The following is a 17,108-nucleotide window of genomic DNA, read 5'->3' as shown; positions in this document are numbered from 1 at the left end:
ATCAGAGATAATGCCATTTAAAATAAGCAAAGGAACATATTGATGCAACGAAATGAGTTAGTTGTACGATTTGGCATACAACAATATCTACATTGGACAGTAGTTGGGCTACTTATTCCTGTCATTATTCTTATTTTTCAGTCTAGGGGACTAAACCTAACGGAAGTTGGGATTGTCATGGCTGTTTGGATCGGAAGCACTACAATACTAGAGATACCAGTCGGTGGTCTTGCTGACACCATTGGACGAAAAAAAACATATTCGTACTCGCTAGTACTTACTCTACTTGGCTGTCTCAATCTACTCTATGCAAATAGCTTGAGCAGTATCTTAATTAGCGCCATGTTCTTAGGCGCTTCTAAAGCCGTTTACTCCGGGACTCTCGACGCATGGTTCTATGATGCATTTGATCGTATCCCTGGAGATAATTCGTACCATACAGCTATGGCAAAAGTTAATGTGTTTGTTACCGTAGGGCTAGCAACCGGATGTCTGTTCGGTGGTGTTTTACCTAACAGTATGGTGAGTTCATATTTTGAGTCATTTGACGTGTATGACATCAGTATTTTCGTCACTAGCGTATCAAGTATTATCTTGCTTTTTCTGACACGGCTATTACTTCCTGATGAGCAGAAAAGAATCAAAGAAAGCCACAAAAGCACCATCATAATCGCGGTAAAAACGAGTGTTCAGGCACTTAACTTCTCTCTAAACCACTGGACGTTAAGGTTAGTTATTCAGGCAACACTCGTATTTGGCGCAACAATGAGTGCTGTTGAAAACCTCTGGCAACCCTACCTATCAGAATTAATGGGAATGCAGTCCAAAGATTTAACACTTTTTGGCATCATATCGGCACTGTACTTCTTGATGTCCGCTTTATCGTCAATAGTGTCCGTTCCCTTGTTAAATGTGTTTGGCGGTTCTCACAAGGCTTTAATGTTTGTGACTCGCGCACTTGCCGGCCTGTCGCTGATCTTACTTGCCAACACCAGCAACACCATGAACTTTGCTCTACTGTATTTGACGTTTTTCTTTCTCCTAACAATGGGCAACAACTCTGAGCAGGTATTACTTAATGAAAATACTCCAGAAGAGATGCGATCAACAATTTTGTCCATAAGTTCTTTCGCCGTTACAGGTGGCGGCGTACTGGCTTCTTTAGCTTTGGGATTCATTTCTGAGTATTACGGCATATCCCTTAGTTGGATATTGTGTGGTTCTGTACTCTTAATCTCTTCGCTTTATTTCCTCGGCTGCCGTGAAGTAGTCAAAACAGAGTCTGTGTGAAAGCCTCCCCCTCGAATGGGGTGACCCGATCTCTTGAGATATAAGAATGAGGGGGAGCACATTCTTTGCCGCTGAACATATAGCAGCACATGTAGCATTCGGTATTTAGTTCCTCCCCTTTCCCATTACCAACAAGAGATTGGAGATGTAAACAAAGGGGAGGTTAGGAGGGGATTATCAGCCTATTCTAACGTGCAAGCGCCTTACTTCACCGACTTAACCGCTTTCATCAACGTTGTGTTGAATTGCTGTGGTTGCTCAAGCATTGGGAAGTGACCTGAGTCTTCAATGTAGTAAATGCTGTAATCCTTGATGTGTTTCTTGTTCGCCCTTAAATCCGTCAATCTCGAATTTTCTTGCTAAAAAGGTAGAAAAGTTTATAGTATTTTTTAGATAAAATTGAGAATCAATATGTCATTACAGAAAAAACAATCCAAAGTATCACTGAACATCAAAATCTCATCAGACTTAGATGTTCGTCTTAAACGAGCGAGAAAAGCAGCGCGTGAACAAGGCTTAATGTTCAACGTATCTCAAGAAGTTGAAAAGTTTCTTGAGAAGGAAATAAAGAAAGTGGAACGCCAGCTATCAATCGATGAAGAGATTAAGAATAACCTCGAGGATCTTGGTGGGCTTAATATAGATAAAATGATGAAATCAATGGATTAATCAAAACACTAACGTATTGATTAAAATGAATTTAAAAATGACAAAGCGTGGAGATGATTATGGGCACAATAATTGGACTGTTAATTTTGGCTGGTATCAGTGTATTCCTAAAGCGTCAATCGGGGCTTCATTTGCATGAGTGGATTGCAAAGAAATATAAAGACTCTCAAGACAACAAGTAAACTGCTCTCATGAGAATTACAGAAGCCATCATGTTACGATTTGGCTTCAAGAACACTTGTACCAAACATAGGGGAAATGAGAGTAAGCGCTGCTGTCAGCTCAAGAACACAACAGACCCATTTCTACTGTTGTGGAATCTTAATTTACCTTGTGCGGATATCTACAAAGTGTTAATAATTACCCCTATGAACAAAATTAACCTAAACGCAAAAACCACCACCACTACCACCATGAGGTTACTCAGGAGGTAGTTTTTTGCGTCAATAAAAGACCTCTGAGTGATTCATCGCCAGAGGTTTTTTTGTATCTAGGCTTTGTATTTCACTCAGAATTAACTAGAGATAAATATGAAGACACAACGAGAAATCACCCAGCAACTTATTACGCTTCGTACCGCTAAAACTAGGGATGATCTGTTGGCCTCAGAACAGACAAGAGATAACAGTGAATAAGGTGTCCTTAGAACATTTGGCAGCATGGCTTTTATCAAACCTAAGATAATAGATGCTCGTTCTAGGCGAATTAAAACTAAACTTTCACTATCAATAGTAGATAAAAATTGACACTCAGTTAGGAGAAGACATGCAAAAGAAAGATGATAATGAACAAGTAAATCCCGTTTTATCCCAATTTGAAGAAACTGCTGTTATCTCTGACTCGGCACAAGTAACCCCGGTTCTTGTTTACGGTAAGCGTCATATAAAAAAAGAGAAACTTGCTGAATTTAAGCATGCGTACCAAGCGCATTCAAAGTCAGCTTACGAAGAAAACCCAGACATTAAAGCAATCTTTGCCTTTCCTGATACAGAAGATCCTTTGGCATACTGGCATATTTTATGGGTCCGAAGTGCCAGTGCGTTTAACGATGACTTGTCTCGCTCTACTCAGGCAGAATCCGTGTGGGATAAGTATGATTACTCGCCTGAAAACCTAGACACATTAACCGTGTTTGGCGGGTGGAACGAAGAAACAAAAAACCGAGCGAAAGCAGCTTCGGACGTAAAGTATGAATTTAAGACAAGCCATCAGGTTTCATGAAACCTGATGGCGGTAGGGAAGAAGGTCCTCCGCTGTTTGGATTTACGACGCGTTATGTGAAGCCAGGACAAATACAGAATTTAGGTACGTCATTCGAGACCGTCTGTGACATGTGGCACCAGAAGATTCCTGGCATTTTGATGGCAGCGGTCTTCCCGGACGACAACACGCCCAACTTGGTTCATGACTTGAGAATATTTGCCAACCACAAGTCTTACTTAGCGCATGTCGACAAATCTGATAATTTGCTTACGGAAGCAATGGCAGTATGGTTTGAAAATTACGACACCAGCATTCCGTTCTCTGGGCAACTTTACGCCGCTAGCACAAAGGATGAGGCGCTCCATACCAGCTCGATAAAGTCGAGTACCACACCCAGAGCCCAACTTGAAACATTCCATTTCGGCGAAAATGGCATGTTAGGACAAATGCCGAATATGACCCGGAACGACTAGCCACTCAGTACCCATCTGTCTGCTCTATAGGATGAAGACCATGAGATCAGTATTGTGAAAGACAGTTCTGGGATTCGACCAAAACCTCCAAATAACAAAAGGCCTCGCACACGCTAGGCCTTAGTTTTACCTATCACCGATTACATCCACCTTTTAACCACTACAGCGCCCTACTTCACTGACTTCACCGCTTTCATCAACGTTGTGTTGAATTGCTGTGGTTGCTCAAGCATTGGGAAGTGGCCTGAGTCTTCAATGTAGTAAATGCTGTAATCCTTGATGTGTTTCTTGTTCGCTTCTGAATCGGTTGGCCATAGGCGAGCGTTAACCAATATTACTGGCACATTGACGTTCTCATACACGCGGTGGGCTTCGCCTGTCACGTATTGACCTAGATAATGGCGGAACTGGTTTACCGCGATAGCGGGCGGTGCTGATGCCATGTCTTGCGTTACCCAGTAAAGTAAATCCGCGTCTACGTCTTTTGGTAGCGAGTCTTTCACGAACATAGTGATACCCGCTTGGAAGTCAGCTTCAAAGGGTTTAGTCATTGCATCTAGGTCGCTTTGTGATACCGCTAGTGCAACGTTTTGCGATGTGTCTACACCAATAATGCCCTTCACTCTTTTCGGCATCAGTTTAGCGGCTTCTGCAATAACACCACCCGCCATGGAATGGCCGACTAAGATGACAGATTCGAGTTGTTCTTTTTCGATGACGGCTTTGATGTCTTCAGCGAACGCAACCATGGTGTACTCTTCGCGGTTGAACGATGAGTTACCGTGCCCTGCTAAGTCCATGGTGATTACTTGATAATGCTTTGAAAACTCACTCACTTGGTTTTGCCACAGTCTGCTGTCTAAGCTCCAGCCGTGAATGAAGATCAACGCCGTGTCCCCACCCCCGCTTTTGCCATACGCAACTTGCTCACCATCGTGAGATACCGCAATACCGTACTTAACCGTTGAATCATGAGCCATGGCATTCATGCTACTAAGTGCCATGAATACCAAGAATGTGATGTTTAGAATTAAACGTTTCATAGTGTCTCTCTACTTACTTTGGAGGGAACACAGAAAGCGCCCCTCTCAATCAATGTAGTCACTATAAAGTGTGAAGTTGTAGACGGGTCAAGGGGGATTTAGATAAAAGTTCTTCTGTTGTGGTGACTTGAGAAACTCATTTTTGCCTCATTACGCTTTAGTGCGATTACTCAGCAACAGATTACGCTACTGAGTTTGCGATACTTGTAGTTATGGCAAAGCGCAGAACATTGCTTATGCTCTAGAATTTGTAGTTATAGTTGATAAACCAATCGCCTTTATTATCAGGGTAGAAGTATACCTTTTGACTTGAGTCTGGACCAAAAAACGACATATTTAAGGTAGATTCTAGGTTGAGTAGGTTCATCCCAACGAAATTTATCCAAAATACATCTTCATTTATTTTGCGATCACCATCCTCATCTTGTTCTCTTTCAACATCATTAAGTAAATTGTATCCTCCAAGTGCCAACAATGTATATCCTGTAAAAGGAAGTTGACCCCCAGAAGCTATACCGAGAAAAACTTGAGTCCCTCCAACTGCATCATTACCATAGCCAGTTGCCACGCCATATGACATATACGCACTTACAGCTTCATAAATGACAAAACCAATTGTATTCGTCAATAAAGGATCATTAAAGATTGTATAAGAACTCTTTGAACTAAGTTGGCTGCTAGATTTAACTACCCTACCGTTTATCAAATTTTCCTGATAGGCGAATACCGAAGTGTCTGTTGGAGATTGAGATACATATAAGGCGGATGGCAATGGGTAAAGTATCGGCTCATCGCTATAACCGGAATTCCAATCTAGCGAGTTGAAAGGGGGCTCTGACCCCAGCTCTTCTTCACTGATAAATGCAGACACATTATGACTAGAAACTAATGTTATTAGAAAAACAAAATATATTGCTTTTAGTTTTTTCATTTTTAAATCCAACTGATTGTTATAGGTCTCTGACTGGAGAAAGAAAACAGTATAAAGACAAAAGTTTTAGACAGCTGTGCACTAGGCATTAAATTCCGATACTTAGCAAAAAAACAATCAACGCCAGTCCGTTCACTATGATGATATCAACCATGTATTATTAGCTAACGGACCGTCATTAACCCTACAATTTTTCCATTTAGGATATGAGAAGTTTTCTGAAACCTGGATTATATGCGATTTACTCTGAGGTGTTTTTGTCCAATAATGAGGTTAGCCCCTCTTCTTGCCAAAAAACAAAAAGGCCTCGCAATGCGAGGCCTTTGATTTTTTCTATCTATCAGAAGAGATTAGTCGCGAAGTGCTGCGCCGAATTTCTCTGAGATTGAAGCTACGATAGCATCTACTGAACCAGCGATGTCTGCATCTTCAAGTGTGCGCTCTACAGACTGTAGGCTAAGTGCGATTGCTAGGCTCTTCTTACCTTCTTCAACGCCTTGACCAACGTATACGTCGAACAGTTTAGCGCCTGTTAGGAATTCACCACCCGCTGCGATACACGCATCTACGATGTCGCCAGAAGCTACTGCTTCATCAACAACGACTGCGATATCACGACGGTTTGCAGGGAACTTAGATACTGCTACTGCTTCTGGAAGCACGCGAGTGTTGATAGCTGCCCATTCGATTTCGAATACGATAGTACGGCCGTTAAGACCAAACTTACGCTCTAGTTCTGGGTGAACAGTACCAATGATACCCACTTCTCTCTCGGTTTCGAGACCAGCGTCTACTACGATAGCCGCAGTTTGACCTGGGTGAAGTGCAGGGTGCTTAGCAGATTTGAAGCTGTATGCGATTTCGTTTGCTGAAAGCTCAAGTACTGCTTCTAGGTCACCTTTAAGATCGAAGAAATCTACAGTGTTAGTTGCAATGTCCCAGTGCTCTTCGCCACGAGTACCAGAGATAACGCCCGCAAGCATCATTTCTTGGCGCATGCCGTTTTCAGCCGTTGCTTCAGGGATGAAACGTAGGCCTGATTCGAATAGACGAACGCGAGACTGTTGACGCTTCTGGTTGTGAACCACTGTGTTTAGAAGACCTTGGATTAGACCAAGACGCATTGCTGACATGTCCGCAGAGATTGGGAATGGCAGGATTAGCGGCTCAACACCAGGTACAACAAGTTTTTGCTGTTCTGGTTCTACGAAGCTGTATGTGATTGCTTCGTGGTAGCCACGGTCTACAAGAAGGTCACGAACGCGCTTAAGCGGTTGGTTAGCTTCTTTGTGGTCATTCATTTTAAGTGCTGCTTTAGGCGCTTGGTTTGGAATGTTATCGTAACCGTAGATACGACCTACTTCTTCAATTAGGTCTTGCTCGATTGCGATATCAAAACGCCAAGATGGAGACGTTGCCGTCCAACCAGCTTCAGTCGTCTCAACGTCACAACCTAGGCGAGTAAGAATTTCCACTACGTCTGTAGATGGGATTTCGTGACCTAGTAGGCTGTCTAGCTTAGCGCGACGTAGAGCAACTACGTTTGCTTTTGGTAGATCAGCTTCAGATTCGCTGCCGTTTACTGGCGCAACTTCACCACCACAGATTTCAACTAGAAGCTGTGTTGCACGCTCCATTGCTGCTGCTTGTAGCGTTGAATCAACACCACGTTCGAAACGTAGAGAAGAATCTGTGTGAAGGCCGTAAGCACGTGCGCGACCACGGATGTGATCCGGTGCGAAGAATGCTGCTTCAAGAAGTACGTCTGTTGTTTCAGTAGTAACACCTGAATCTTGACCGCCAAAGATGCCAGCGATTGCTAGTGCTTTGTTTTGGTCTGCGATAACAAGTGTGTTGCTGTTTAGTTCAGCTTCGTTGCCATCTAGAAGTGTTAGCTTTTCGCCCTGCTCTGCTAGACGAACCACTATACCACCTTCGATCTTAGCAAGATCAAATGCGTGCATTGGTTGGCCTTGCTCTAGCATCACGTAGTTTGTGATGTCTACAACTGGGTCGATTGAACGGATACCACAACGGCGCAGTTTTTCTTGCATCCAGATTGGAGATTCCGCTTTCACGTTTACGTTCTTAACCACACGGCCAAGGTAACGTGGACAAGCATCAGTTGCTTTGATTTCAATAGATACTGTGTCTTCAATGCTTGTTGCAACAGCGTCAACTGTTGGCTCTGTAACGTCTGCGCGGTTTAGTACGCCAACTTCACGAGCAAGGCCACGAATGCTGAAGCAGTCTGCGCGGTTTGCTGTTAGGTCTACGTCGATAGTTACGTCGTTAAGCTCAAGAAGCTCACGTACGTCCATACCTAGCGTTGTGCCTTCTGGTAGCTCAAGGATGCCGTCAGACTCTACGTCGATACCTAGCTCAGAGAAAGAACAAAGCATGCCGTGCGATGGAACGCCACGTAGTTTTGCTTTCTTGATTTTGAAGTTACCAGGCAGAACTGCACCAACTGTTGCTACTGCTACCGTTAGGCCAAGACGACAGTTAGATGCACCACATACGATGTCTAAAAGTTCTTCTTCACCAATGTCGATCTTTGTAACTTGTAGTTTGTCTGCGTCTGGGTGCTGACCGCACTCAACCACTTTACCTACTTTAACGCCGGTGAATTCACCAGCAACAGGTTCTACATCGTCAACTTCCAAACCAGCCATAGTGATTTGGTGAGCTAGCTCTTCGCTGTTAATTGCAGGTTTAACCCACTCGCGTAGCCAAGATTCACTGAATTTCATAGTTTTGACTGCCCCGGATTACTTGAATTGTTTAAGGAAACGAAGGTCGTTCTCGAAGAACGCACGAAGGTCATTTACGCCGTAACGAAGCATCGTTAGACGCTCTACACCCATACCGAATGCAAAACCAGAGTATTTCTCAGGGTCGATGCCAACAGAGCGAAGTACGTTAGGGTGAACCATGCCACAGCCTAGAACTTCTAGCCATTTGCCATCTTTACGTTTCACGTCAACTTCAGCTGAAGGTTCTGTGAACGGGAAGAATGAAGGACGGAAACGCACTTCAACTTCTTCTTCAAAGAAGTTACAAAGGAAATCGTTAAGAATGCCTTTAAGTTGTGCGAAGTTTACGTTTTCATCAACTAACATACCTTCCACTTGGTGGAACATTGGCGTGTGAGTTTGATCGTAGTCGTTACGGTAAACACGACCCGGAGCAATGAAGCGGAATGGCGGTTTGCCGTTTTCCATCGTACGGATTTGAACACCAGAAGTGTGCGTACGTAGCATTAGATCAGGGTTGAAGAAGAAAGTATCGTGATCAGTACGAGCTGGGTGATCGTCTGCGATGTTTAGTGCATCAAAGTTGTGGAATGCATCTTCAATCTCAGGGCCAGACTCAGTGCTAAAGCCAAGCTCACCAAAGAACTGTTCGATACGCTCAACTGTGCGAGTCACTGGGTGAAGACCACCGTTCTCAATGCGACGACCTGGTAGGCTCACATCGATAGTTTCTTCAGCTAGTTTCGCTTCAAGCTCTGCACGTTGTAGTGCGTCTTTGCGAGCTGCGATCGCTTGTTGAACAGCACCTTTCGCTTTGTTGATCTCTTGACCAGCAGTGCGACGCTCTTCAGGTGGAAGTTTACCTAGGCTTTGTAGTTGAAGAGTGAGTTCACCCTTCTTACCTAAATACTGAACTCGCACTTCATCAAGTGCGACTAACGAATCTGCTGTATCAATAGCAGTCGTTGCATTAGCAATGATCTCTTCTAGATGTTGCATCATTTCCTCATCTACCAGTTGGTAGTGTCCGTATCGGATGATTAGTTTTTTAGATAGCTACACATAGTAATCAAACACGCTAACAATGCCAAATTGAATCGCTAAAAGAACAAGTTATTGACTAAAAACACGGCAAATTTAACAGGATATTAATGAGGAGTAAGAAGAAGTGGAACAAATATGAGTACCACTCCTTTATTTGGAAGTGAGCTAAGCCTAGGCTTGTAAGTGGGCTGGGTTCTGAATCTAAAGTAAGATAGGCTTATATCTGAAGCAAGATCCGTTTAAATATACAGTGAGATACGTTTTAAATCTGAATCGATCGGACACTGTTTTTCCCTGAATTTTTCGCTAAATACACTGACTCATCTGCGGCTTTAATCAACTCATTGATTGATCCAAATGCTTGGGTGAGTTCAGCTACACCCACGCTTATACTACCAATCCAAATCTGATTGCCCGTTTCAACCTGTAACTCAGACACTTTTTGTCGAGTGATTTCCGCAACGTACATACCGCCTTTAAGATCGGTATGTGGGCAAATAATTAAAAACTCATCACCGCCCAATCGGCAAACAATATCATCATTACGAAACGAGTTTTTTAGTTCACGAGCAAGGGTTTGCAAAACCAAATCGCCAGCATCGTGCCCACAAGTATCATTAATGCACTTGAAGTGATCCGCATCTATCATGATACACACTAAAGGTGTACCGAATTCTTTGGAGTCTTGCCAATGTACGGCTAACTGTTTAAATGCACTTCGACGGTTTGGTAATTTGGTGAGTGAGTCGGTTAACGACAGTTCTTCGAGTTGTTTATTCGCTCGTTTTAACTCTGCGGTTCGCTCTTCGACTTTAGATTCAAGAAGCTGGTTGAACCGTAACAACTGCTTATTACGCTCAGAGACTTGCTCAAATAATCCTTTAAGAGCGGCTAATAAAGGGACGGTTGACGAGTCGTTCTGCTTTTCTTCAACCTCAAAGGCTTGCAGCGGTGTGGCGCCCTCTTCTATTGCCGCTACTTGTCGCGCCATGTTTTGATCGATTCCGAGAATATGGTAAGCAAGCCAATGGATTAAAAAATCAAGTAACTGCCTCGCCGACAACTGATCTTCTTCTAAGATGAAAGCTTGCATGCTGTAGATGTCTTGCATGAACATGCGATGAACTTTGACGTGCTCTTCAATGTGCAGGTTGTACACACCGCGTTCTCTCATCAAAGACTCTTCTTCTTTAAAATGAAATTCGGCATAGCGTGTAAGATCAAGCAAAGCAACGCTAATGTCGTCGATAGAGAGGGTGTTTTCCGACAACAGATTACCATAGTGGTTAATGAAACCGACAAGATACTGATGCTGTTCATCGACCGAATCAATGCCTGTTTCAAAGTTCTTATCCCATGTAAATGAATTCATAAATCCCTCTGTCCCCGCATTGCCTGATACACCTTACACTCATATATGATGACCATAAAATCATACATAAAGGCTATAGATGGTCATAAAATTATAACCATCTTACATGTGGGTCTATTCGATTGTTCCCCCCTTTAATAAAAAAGACGATCTTGATCGTTATAAATAGAAAATCATTCTAGATTTGGAGCGCTCCTTTCAACAAGAACGCCCCAATAAAATATCATTAAAAATAATATTCCAATGCCAGTTCAACAAAATCATCCTTTCTAGCGAAATACAGCAGATCATCAGGCGTTTCATTTTCAAACAACCACGCGTTTAATCGCCACTTTAGGTTGTTATTGATGCGGCTTGAGGCTTCAAGCTTCGCACTATAGACATCGCTATTATCAAGATCTTGTGTGATCCCCGTGAGCACCTCGGTTCCATCTTCATCGTTTAAAGCGAAACGCGCCCCAAGAAATACATCATTTTGTCCAATAGTCTGCGCGTTATTGCCTCGACTGTCATACAAGTATTCAGCAATGAAACCAATGTCCCAATAAGATTCAAGCGCCCTAACCCATGTGTATTCAAAGCCTGTCGCCACGCCAGTGTGGTTGTCATAGCTGTCGCGATAAATACTTTCAAGTTTCCATAACCAATCGCCAATGATGCCTTGCACATCTAGCCCAAAATGCTGCATTTGCGCGTAATATGGCTTGAGTTCATGGCCTTCTACACGGTAATAAGGGTCGCGGTTTGTGCCGCCTAAATAGCTTAATCCTACATCCCAATCACCGTACATTTGGCTATAGCGTAGTGCTACATCAACGTGCTTTTCTTCTCTCGATGATTCATAAATGGCGTCTTCAGACACAATGACTGTAGGTCTTAACCTGCCGTCTTCACCAGCAAAAGTTCGTTCACGGAAATACGGAAGCAACATTGCATCTATAGCGCCCCAGTCTTTTACCGAGGTAAAATGAACCATAGGCTGACCAAGCTTAGCTTCACCATCTACTGATTCAATCGCATCCGTTTGGTTGACCACATCCACTAAATGAGCAGATTCCGTAACCCCCCAAAACACTTTACCTACCCCAACTCGTAGCTCGTAGTCGTCCCAATATGTAAGATATAAAGCTTCGCGAATATCTCCATGGGTTCGCTCATCATCTTCGCTGTCGAATCGATAAAATGGCGTAAAAGTAAAACTGCCGTTGCCCTCTTCTTGCTCCCAATAAAACTCTGGCTGTAACACCAGTGAGGTTTGCCCTTTATCCTGACCTTGTAAGCCATCGCTAAAAAATTGCCTGTGCTCAAGGTTAACTTGCCCTGCTAGCTCTGGGCTGACCTGTTCTACGAGCTCAGAACTAAAGCTTGCTGCAACACAAGGTGACGACACTTGTAAAAGCCCCAAGGTCGCCGCCAAGGTTAAGGATAACTGCGTTCCTGCTGACACAATCCTTTTCATCTTCATTCCTTATTTTGCACGTTTAAGTGTATTTTTTTGGAAATCTTTATCGTTAAGACCCGTTTGGAACGCTAACTTGGTCGTGGTTAATACTGTGCTCTTGCCTGTTTGGTGATTTTGCATCGCCATAGTATGAGCTCGCCAGTATTGGTTTAGGTATTGCTGGTAGTCTTGGAATGACAACGTCTTCAGTAACGCCCCTTTTCGGTCGTAAAACTCAACTTTAATTGGGCGATAATACTGTTGGTCTAGCCATACTTTTTGCATGGTGTAACCTGAGTTTTTATCGGTAGGGACTTGCTCTAAAACAAAAGTATCGATACCTTCGATTTTTGCGTCTTCAATGTAGTTAAATGTGTACTTTTCCAGTTCAAATGAACTCAAGTCTTCGTACGCAAATTCACTGCCCATGAATGGACCGGATTTGTTACGTGAAGAAATACGTTTCACTCGTTTCAACGCAGGTAGATACAACCATTGATCATCTGACTCTGTGATATGCGAATGATTTAAAAAAGCCGTTCCTTTGACATCACGTGGCTCGTCAAAAATAGTTAGCCCTTTATCTCCGTCATCATCAACTTCTAAAGACTTCAATCGCATTAAGCGAGTGCTGCTTTCACCTTGCTTATTTCTAAGTAGCATTTCCATTGTTGCCACAGAGTCGCCCCACCCCATATCAACCGTTTTACGCTGCTCTGCGATTTCCAGCCCTCTAGCCTCATCAGCAAATGCACTGCCCGCTGAGAAAGCCAACATGAAGCTCATACCAACAATTGCGGCTGAATTAAACGCAGTGATAAACGTTGTATTGAAAAATGATTGAGGCATTTTTGATTGTGTATTTAGGTTGTTCATATTGGTCATTGAGTATTGGTTTTTCATAGTAAGTTCCTTATGCAATTGGCTCGCTAACCTTAGGCGCAAGCCAATTACTTATTCCTTATTTAGCAATCGCTGAAACAGCTTGAGGTGAAGTAGAAGCGGTATTCGAACCTAAGTCGGATTTAACTGAATTTGACTCAGCTTGGTAATGGGTTTTCTTGTCAAAAATCATCAGCAGGCTTGGTAGCAAAATGAAATCAACCACTAGCGCGATAAAAATAACAATCGAACTCAATAAGCCCATGTCTGAGTTAAGTCTGAAGCTCGACATCGCCAGTACTGAGAAACCAGCCACGAGAACTACTGTGGTGATCCAAAGGGCGCGCCCAACGGTGTGGAAAGCATAACGAACGGCTTCTTCAGCCGACTGACCTTCCATTCTTGCGCGTTGATACTTACTCAAGAAATGCACTGCATCATCAACCACAATCCCCAGTGTAAGTGTTACCACCACTGATAAGCCGAGGTTGATTTCACCTGATATCAGAGCCCAAAGACCGAAACCAATAATCGCTGGAGCAATATTTGGCACTAAGCTGATCATCCCTAATCGAGTCGATCGAAGTGCAAAGATCATCAACCCAGAAATAAGAACCAGAGTGATAGGTAAAGTTGACAGCATACTAGCCATATTTGTCTCACCGATATGAGCAAACATTAATGAGGGGCTAGACGCCAGCACTTCATACTGAGGTGCATTTGCAGCAAACCATGTGTAAATACGCTCTTCCAGTTCAACTAATTCAACACTGCCTAAGTTATCTACCGTCAGAACCATTTTGATAGACGACTTATCGACGTTGATTTGGTTATTCAAATCTAAACCATAAGGTAAAGACATTTCGTAAAGCAGTAAGTACTGAGCGGCAAGCTCTCGGTTTAAAGGCAACTGATAGTAGCTGTCATCATCACCGTGCATGTTCTTGTTCAGGCGCATGTAGACATCGGAAAGCGTTGCAACATGGTCTATTTCTGGTTGAACTCGCAGCCACTCAGAAAAATCTCCTACCGCTTTCAAAAACACAGGATCGGCAATCGCTTGTGACTCGTTAGTCTTGACTGCAATACTGATGTTCGTCATCCCGCTGATGGTCTCTTCCATGAAATCAGCCGCTTGTCTGAACTCACTTGAAGTATCGAAATACTTTACGGATTCATCATTTACTTTGTTTAATGGAACTAACGCTGCAGCACCCACAATCACGAGTGTCGATATAGGTAACAATGCTTTGCGGTTTGCTACGACAAAGTCACCTAACCTATCCATAAACGTCACTTTTTCTTGTGATGCTTGAATTGGCTTTAAGGTTTTAATCGGCAAGATTTTAAGTAATGCAGGGAGCATGGTGACCGATAAGAAGCACGCAATGATGACACCCAATGCAGACAAGTTCCCGAAATCACGCAGAACTGGGGAATCAGACATATTCATCATCAAGAAACCGATCGCGGTTGTGACTGATGTGATTAAAATCGGCATAGCGTTAAGTTGGGTGCTGTATTGAATTGCTTGAGCTTTATCCATACCGCGCTGCATGGCTTGTCTCATGGTCACAATTACGTGTACGCAGTCAGCCACAGCAAGAGTTAACACCAAAGTTGGTACGTTAACGGTTGCCGTACTTAGGAACATTCCAGCCCAACCGGATAGTCCCATAGTGGCAACAATTGAAGAAATAATCACAAGCAAAGTGGCAACTACACTGAAGAACGAGCGCAGCATAAATGTCAGGAAGACCAACACCACAAGAAGCATTAGTGGAACTAACGTTGAGCTATCCTCCTGAGCCGACATCATAAATGCATTGTTCATGGCCACAATGCCTGCTTTATGGAATGCGACATCTGGATACTCGGCTTGGTACTTATCGATCATGATGTTGATCGCTGCGATAACTTCTTGAACTTCAGTCGTTTTATCCACTTCAGGTAACTGGACCGTGACATTCACAACAGTGACATCACCCGCCGCTGACACTAGCGAGTTTCTAAGCAAAGGTTCATTGAGCGCGATCTGTTTGACTTTAGCTATTCGCTCTGGAGTATGTGGATACTCTTCATAAAGCAGATCTTCCACCAACAAATCATCTTCAATGGCTTCGGTATGCTGGTAATTGGCAAGCGAATCTACACGGCTTGAATACGGAATTTGCCAAGAATCGACGGTTAAGTTTTGTATGAGAGTTAGTGTTTCAGGTGTAAACACATTTCCATCATTCGGGGCGATTACAATGGCGAGGTTATCTGTCTTTGCGAATGTCGTTTCGATCTCTTCAAAGGCCATTAATTGCTTGTTGGTGCCTTCAAAAAAAATGTTGTAATCCCCTCTGAAGTAGAGATTTTTCGCTCCAAATGCAGAAAGGAATATGATTGAAAAAGTCACCAGCAAAACAATAAACGAACGCTTTGTGGGTAATGAATACCAATTGCTCGCAAGACCTGACAATTGTTTGTCTGAACTTGGCGATTGGTTATCTAAATTTTGAGCTGAACTCTGTGAGCTATTGTTTTTCGAACTATGTTTATTTGAGCTATGGTTATTCGAACTATGGTCATTCGAATTAAAGTTATGGCTGTCATGTTCCATCACAGTCTCCATTTGTGACGATTCGTCATATTTGTATCTTTAAAAACCAGCATAAGCTGGTCGAAGATACAATTCTCAGTCATAAACTTAAGTTTCCTATTACTGCGCTAGGCTAAACTTTAGTTTATGACGAAACGTCACTAATGGTTATTAATAAACCCACAATCGTGGGCTTAATGGAAGATTATCGACCTACAGATTCTAAATAGGTCACTTCTTCACTGAATAATTCTTGCTCTACACGACGCCAAGTTTTCCTGTAATCCCATTCAGTTGAAAGAGGTTGCCAGTTTAACCCGTCTAGAAGCATATTCGCATTATGTAATACTGAATAAGGGTCTTGTAACCGCTTGATACAGTGACTGTTAGATGCATTCTGTGACAAAGCATTTGAACCAAATGCTATTGACCAGTTTGCAAACACGATGGCATCTGATGCAACACCTGAAGAGAATTTCAAATCGCCAACTTCTACCGCTTTATTGACCATTGAATCGGCTTGCTCAATCACAAGCTCTTCAAGTTTGTTCATTTCAACCACACGTTCACTAGATGCTTTCTCTAATACCCATGGGCTTTTAGCCATAATAGCGCAAGTAGACAATACAGGTTCCATGCGAGCATAAATCCGGTAAGCAACATGCAGTGCTACTATTTTCTCTCGTGTGTTCCCTTCAAACTCGCCAGAACGGGCAAACATCGTTGCTTCCGTTTTAAGAGAGTGGATACAAAGGGCTAAAACTACATCTTCTTTGCTGCAAAAGTGATTGTAGATCGTACCTTTAGAATATGAACTCGCCGCAGTGAGCCTATCCATTGTTAAGTTACCGAACCCTTGTTCTCGAACCAAATCTTTGGCCAACAACGTAAGCTCTACTTCTCGGTCTGCAATCGACTGTTGTTTCTTAGACAAGCCAGATTTGCACCCAAAGATACTTTGTTTATCACCTTTACAACTAAAGCCAAACATAATTTTTCAGTCCGTATACTCGCGAAACTCCTATTCATAATAATAACACGAATCACTAATTCATGTACCCAACCATTTTGTGACGCTTCGTCATTTTTGACTTATCGTCATAATAGCGCAAATATTGATCATATCAAGGCTTTTTATAAAACTTATTAATTTGATGAATAAGTGATAAATCCATCAGCATTGCACGATAAGTAACTTTGGAGGTAATAGCCTAAATGAACCGACCAGAAAGCAAATAAGCATGCTTTAGCCAAGTAGATAACCAGATTCTAGTTTTTCCATAGAGGTTCAATCAAACCGAATGCCCACCTAATTTGGCTAATACATGGGTTAATGCTCAATATTTGTCTGACTGATACCGTTTTGACTGAAGTCGCTATAATTTCAACGAGGCGTAGCTTACAATGAATGTATTGG

At 42.8% G+C, this 17,108-nt stretch carries 14 protein-coding genes and 1 pseudogene; 5 read left to right on the top strand and 10 right to left on the bottom strand.

Annotated features, from left to right (window positions below; translation table 11 throughout):
- Positions 1–42 precede the first annotated feature (42 nt).
- Positions 43–1,290, top strand: coding sequence for an MFS transporter (locus OCU78_RS06065; protein ID WP_137372647.1), 1,248 nt, complete (start codon positions 43–45; stop codon positions 1,288–1,290).
- A 203-nt stretch (positions 1,291–1,493) separates the two neighbouring features.
- Here OCU78_RS06065 and OCU78_RS06060 read toward each other — a convergent pair.
- Positions 1,494–1,643 (bottom strand): annotated as a pseudogene (locus tag OCU78_RS06060) (alpha/beta fold hydrolase); the annotation flags it as partial.
- A 58-nt stretch (positions 1,644–1,701) separates the two neighbouring features.
- Between OCU78_RS06060 and OCU78_RS06055 the strand changes: the two are divergent.
- The 4 genes from OCU78_RS06055 (at position 1,702) to OCU78_RS06040 (ending at position 3,635) form a co-directional block, all read left to right on the top strand.
- On the top strand, positions 1,702–1,959 hold the full coding sequence (locus OCU78_RS06055) for a hypothetical protein (protein WP_017085640.1): 258 nt from the start codon (positions 1,702–1,704) through the stop codon (positions 1,957–1,959).
- A 59-nt stretch (positions 1,960–2,018) separates the two neighbouring features.
- Entirely contained in the window at positions 2,019–2,141 is a 123-nt protein-coding gene (locus OCU78_RS06050; RefSeq protein WP_257217085.1) for a hypothetical protein, read from the top strand.
- Between the two features lie 583 nt (positions 2,142–2,724).
- A complete protein-coding gene (locus OCU78_RS06045) occupies positions 2,725–3,180 on the top strand; it encodes a hypothetical protein (protein WP_240701707.1) in 456 nt (151 codons plus the stop codon).
- Complete coding sequence (locus OCU78_RS06040; protein WP_240701706.1) at positions 3,177–3,635, top strand: hypothetical protein; 459 nt, start codon at positions 3,177–3,179, stop codon at positions 3,633–3,635. Before OCU78_RS06045 ends, OCU78_RS06040 begins: the two co-directional genes overlap by 4 nt.
- Positions 3,636–3,805: 170 nt before the next feature.
- Here the strand turns inward: OCU78_RS06040 and OCU78_RS06035 are convergent, their stop codons facing one another.
- The 9 genes from OCU78_RS06035 to OCU78_RS05995 form a co-directional block, all read right to left on the bottom strand.
- The gene (locus OCU78_RS06035; RefSeq protein ID WP_137372645.1) at positions 3,806–4,678 is read right to left on the bottom strand and encodes an alpha/beta fold hydrolase; all 873 of its coding nucleotides are present in this window, start codon (positions 4,676–4,678) and stop codon (positions 3,806–3,808) included.
- A 241-nt stretch (positions 4,679–4,919) separates the two neighbouring features.
- Complete coding sequence (locus tag OCU78_RS06030) at positions 4,920–5,609, bottom strand: hypothetical protein (RefSeq protein ID WP_137372644.1); 690 nt, start codon at positions 5,607–5,609, stop codon at positions 4,920–4,922.
- 350 nt (positions 5,610–5,959) lie between these two features.
- The gene (gene pheT / locus OCU78_RS06025; protein WP_137372643.1) at positions 5,960–8,362 is read right to left on the bottom strand and encodes a phenylalanine--tRNA ligase subunit beta; all 2,403 of its coding nucleotides are present in this window, start codon (positions 8,360–8,362) and stop codon (positions 5,960–5,962) included.
- Positions 8,363–8,380: 18 nt separating this feature from the next.
- Positions 8,381–9,364, bottom strand: a complete 984-nt coding sequence (pheS, locus tag OCU78_RS06020) for a phenylalanine--tRNA ligase subunit alpha (RefSeq protein WP_004734764.1) — start codon at positions 9,362–9,364, stop codon at positions 8,381–8,383.
- A gap of 307 nt (positions 9,365–9,671) precedes the next feature.
- Positions 9,672–10,781 (bottom strand): GGDEF domain-containing protein, encoded by a 1,110-nt coding sequence (locus OCU78_RS06015; RefSeq protein WP_137372642.1) that lies wholly within the window; start codon positions 10,779–10,781, stop codon positions 9,672–9,674.
- A 226-nt stretch (positions 10,782–11,007) separates the two neighbouring features.
- A complete protein-coding gene (locus OCU78_RS06010) occupies positions 11,008–12,240 on the bottom strand; it encodes a hypothetical protein (protein WP_137372641.1) in 1,233 nt (410 codons plus the stop codon).
- Positions 12,241–12,249: 9 nt separating this feature from the next.
- Entirely contained in the window at positions 12,250–13,008 is a 759-nt protein-coding gene (locus OCU78_RS06005) for an outer membrane lipoprotein-sorting protein (protein WP_137372804.1), read from the bottom strand.
- A 175-nt stretch (positions 13,009–13,183) separates the two neighbouring features.
- Entirely contained in the window at positions 13,184–15,712 is a 2,529-nt protein-coding gene (locus OCU78_RS06000; protein WP_373367619.1) for an efflux RND transporter permease subunit, read from the bottom strand.
- A gap of 184 nt (positions 15,713–15,896) precedes the next feature.
- Positions 15,897–16,682 carry a TetR/AcrR family transcriptional regulator gene (locus OCU78_RS05995; protein WP_137372640.1) on the bottom strand — a complete coding sequence of 262 codons (786 nt, stop codon included), beginning with the start codon at positions 16,680–16,682 and terminating at the stop codon, positions 15,897–15,899.
- Between the last annotated feature and the right edge of the window lie 426 nt (positions 16,683–17,108).

This window comes from Vibrio gallaecicus (assembly GCF_024347495.1).
In the GTDB taxonomy this organism is placed as follows: Bacteria; Pseudomonadota; Gammaproteobacteria; order Enterobacterales; family Vibrionaceae; genus Vibrio; species Vibrio gallaecicus.
This window is presented reverse-complemented; position numbering and strand designations above follow the sequence as displayed.

Coding starts and splice junctions, on each gene's coding strand:
- OCU78_RS06005 (WP_137372804.1), bottom strand. CDS start 13,008: ATGAGCTTCATGTTGGCTTTCTCAGCGGGCAGTGCATTTGCTGATGAG.
- pheS (WP_004734764.1), bottom strand. CDS start 9,364: ATGCAACATCTAGAAGAGATCATTGCTAATGCAACGACTGCTATTGAT.
- OCU78_RS06045 (WP_240701707.1), top strand. CDS start 2,725: ATGCAAAAGAAAGATGATAATGAACAAGTAAATCCCGTTTTATCCCAA.
- OCU78_RS06040 (WP_240701706.1), top strand. CDS start 3,177: ATGAAACCTGATGGCGGTAGGGAAGAAGGTCCTCCGCTGTTTGGATTT.
- OCU78_RS05995 (WP_137372640.1), bottom strand. CDS start 16,682: ATGTTTGGCTTTAGTTGTAAAGGTGATAAACAAAGTATCTTTGGGTGC.
- pheT (WP_137372643.1), bottom strand. CDS start 8,362: ATGAAATTCAGTGAATCTTGGCTACGCGAGTGGGTTAAACCTGCAATT.
- OCU78_RS06065 (WP_137372647.1), top strand. CDS start 43: ATGCAACGAAATGAGTTAGTTGTACGATTTGGCATACAACAATATCTA.
- OCU78_RS06010 (WP_137372641.1), bottom strand. CDS start 12,240: ATGAAAAGGATTGTGTCAGCAGGAACGCAGTTATCCTTAACCTTGGCG.
- OCU78_RS06015 (WP_137372642.1), bottom strand. CDS start 10,781: ATGAATTCATTTACATGGGATAAGAACTTTGAAACAGGCATTGATTCG.
- OCU78_RS06030 (WP_137372644.1), bottom strand. CDS start 5,609: ATGAAAAAACTAAAAGCAATATATTTTGTTTTTCTAATAACATTAGTT.
- OCU78_RS06050 (WP_257217085.1), top strand. CDS start 2,019: ATGGGCACAATAATTGGACTGTTAATTTTGGCTGGTATCAGTGTATTC.
- OCU78_RS06055 (WP_017085640.1), top strand. CDS start 1,702: ATGTCATTACAGAAAAAACAATCCAAAGTATCACTGAACATCAAAATC.
- OCU78_RS06000 (WP_373367619.1), bottom strand. CDS start 15,712: ATGGAACATGACAGCCATAACTTTAATTCGAATGACCATAGTTCGAAT.
- OCU78_RS06035 (WP_137372645.1), bottom strand. CDS start 4,678: ATGAAACGTTTAATTCTAAACATCACATTCTTGGTATTCATGGCACTT.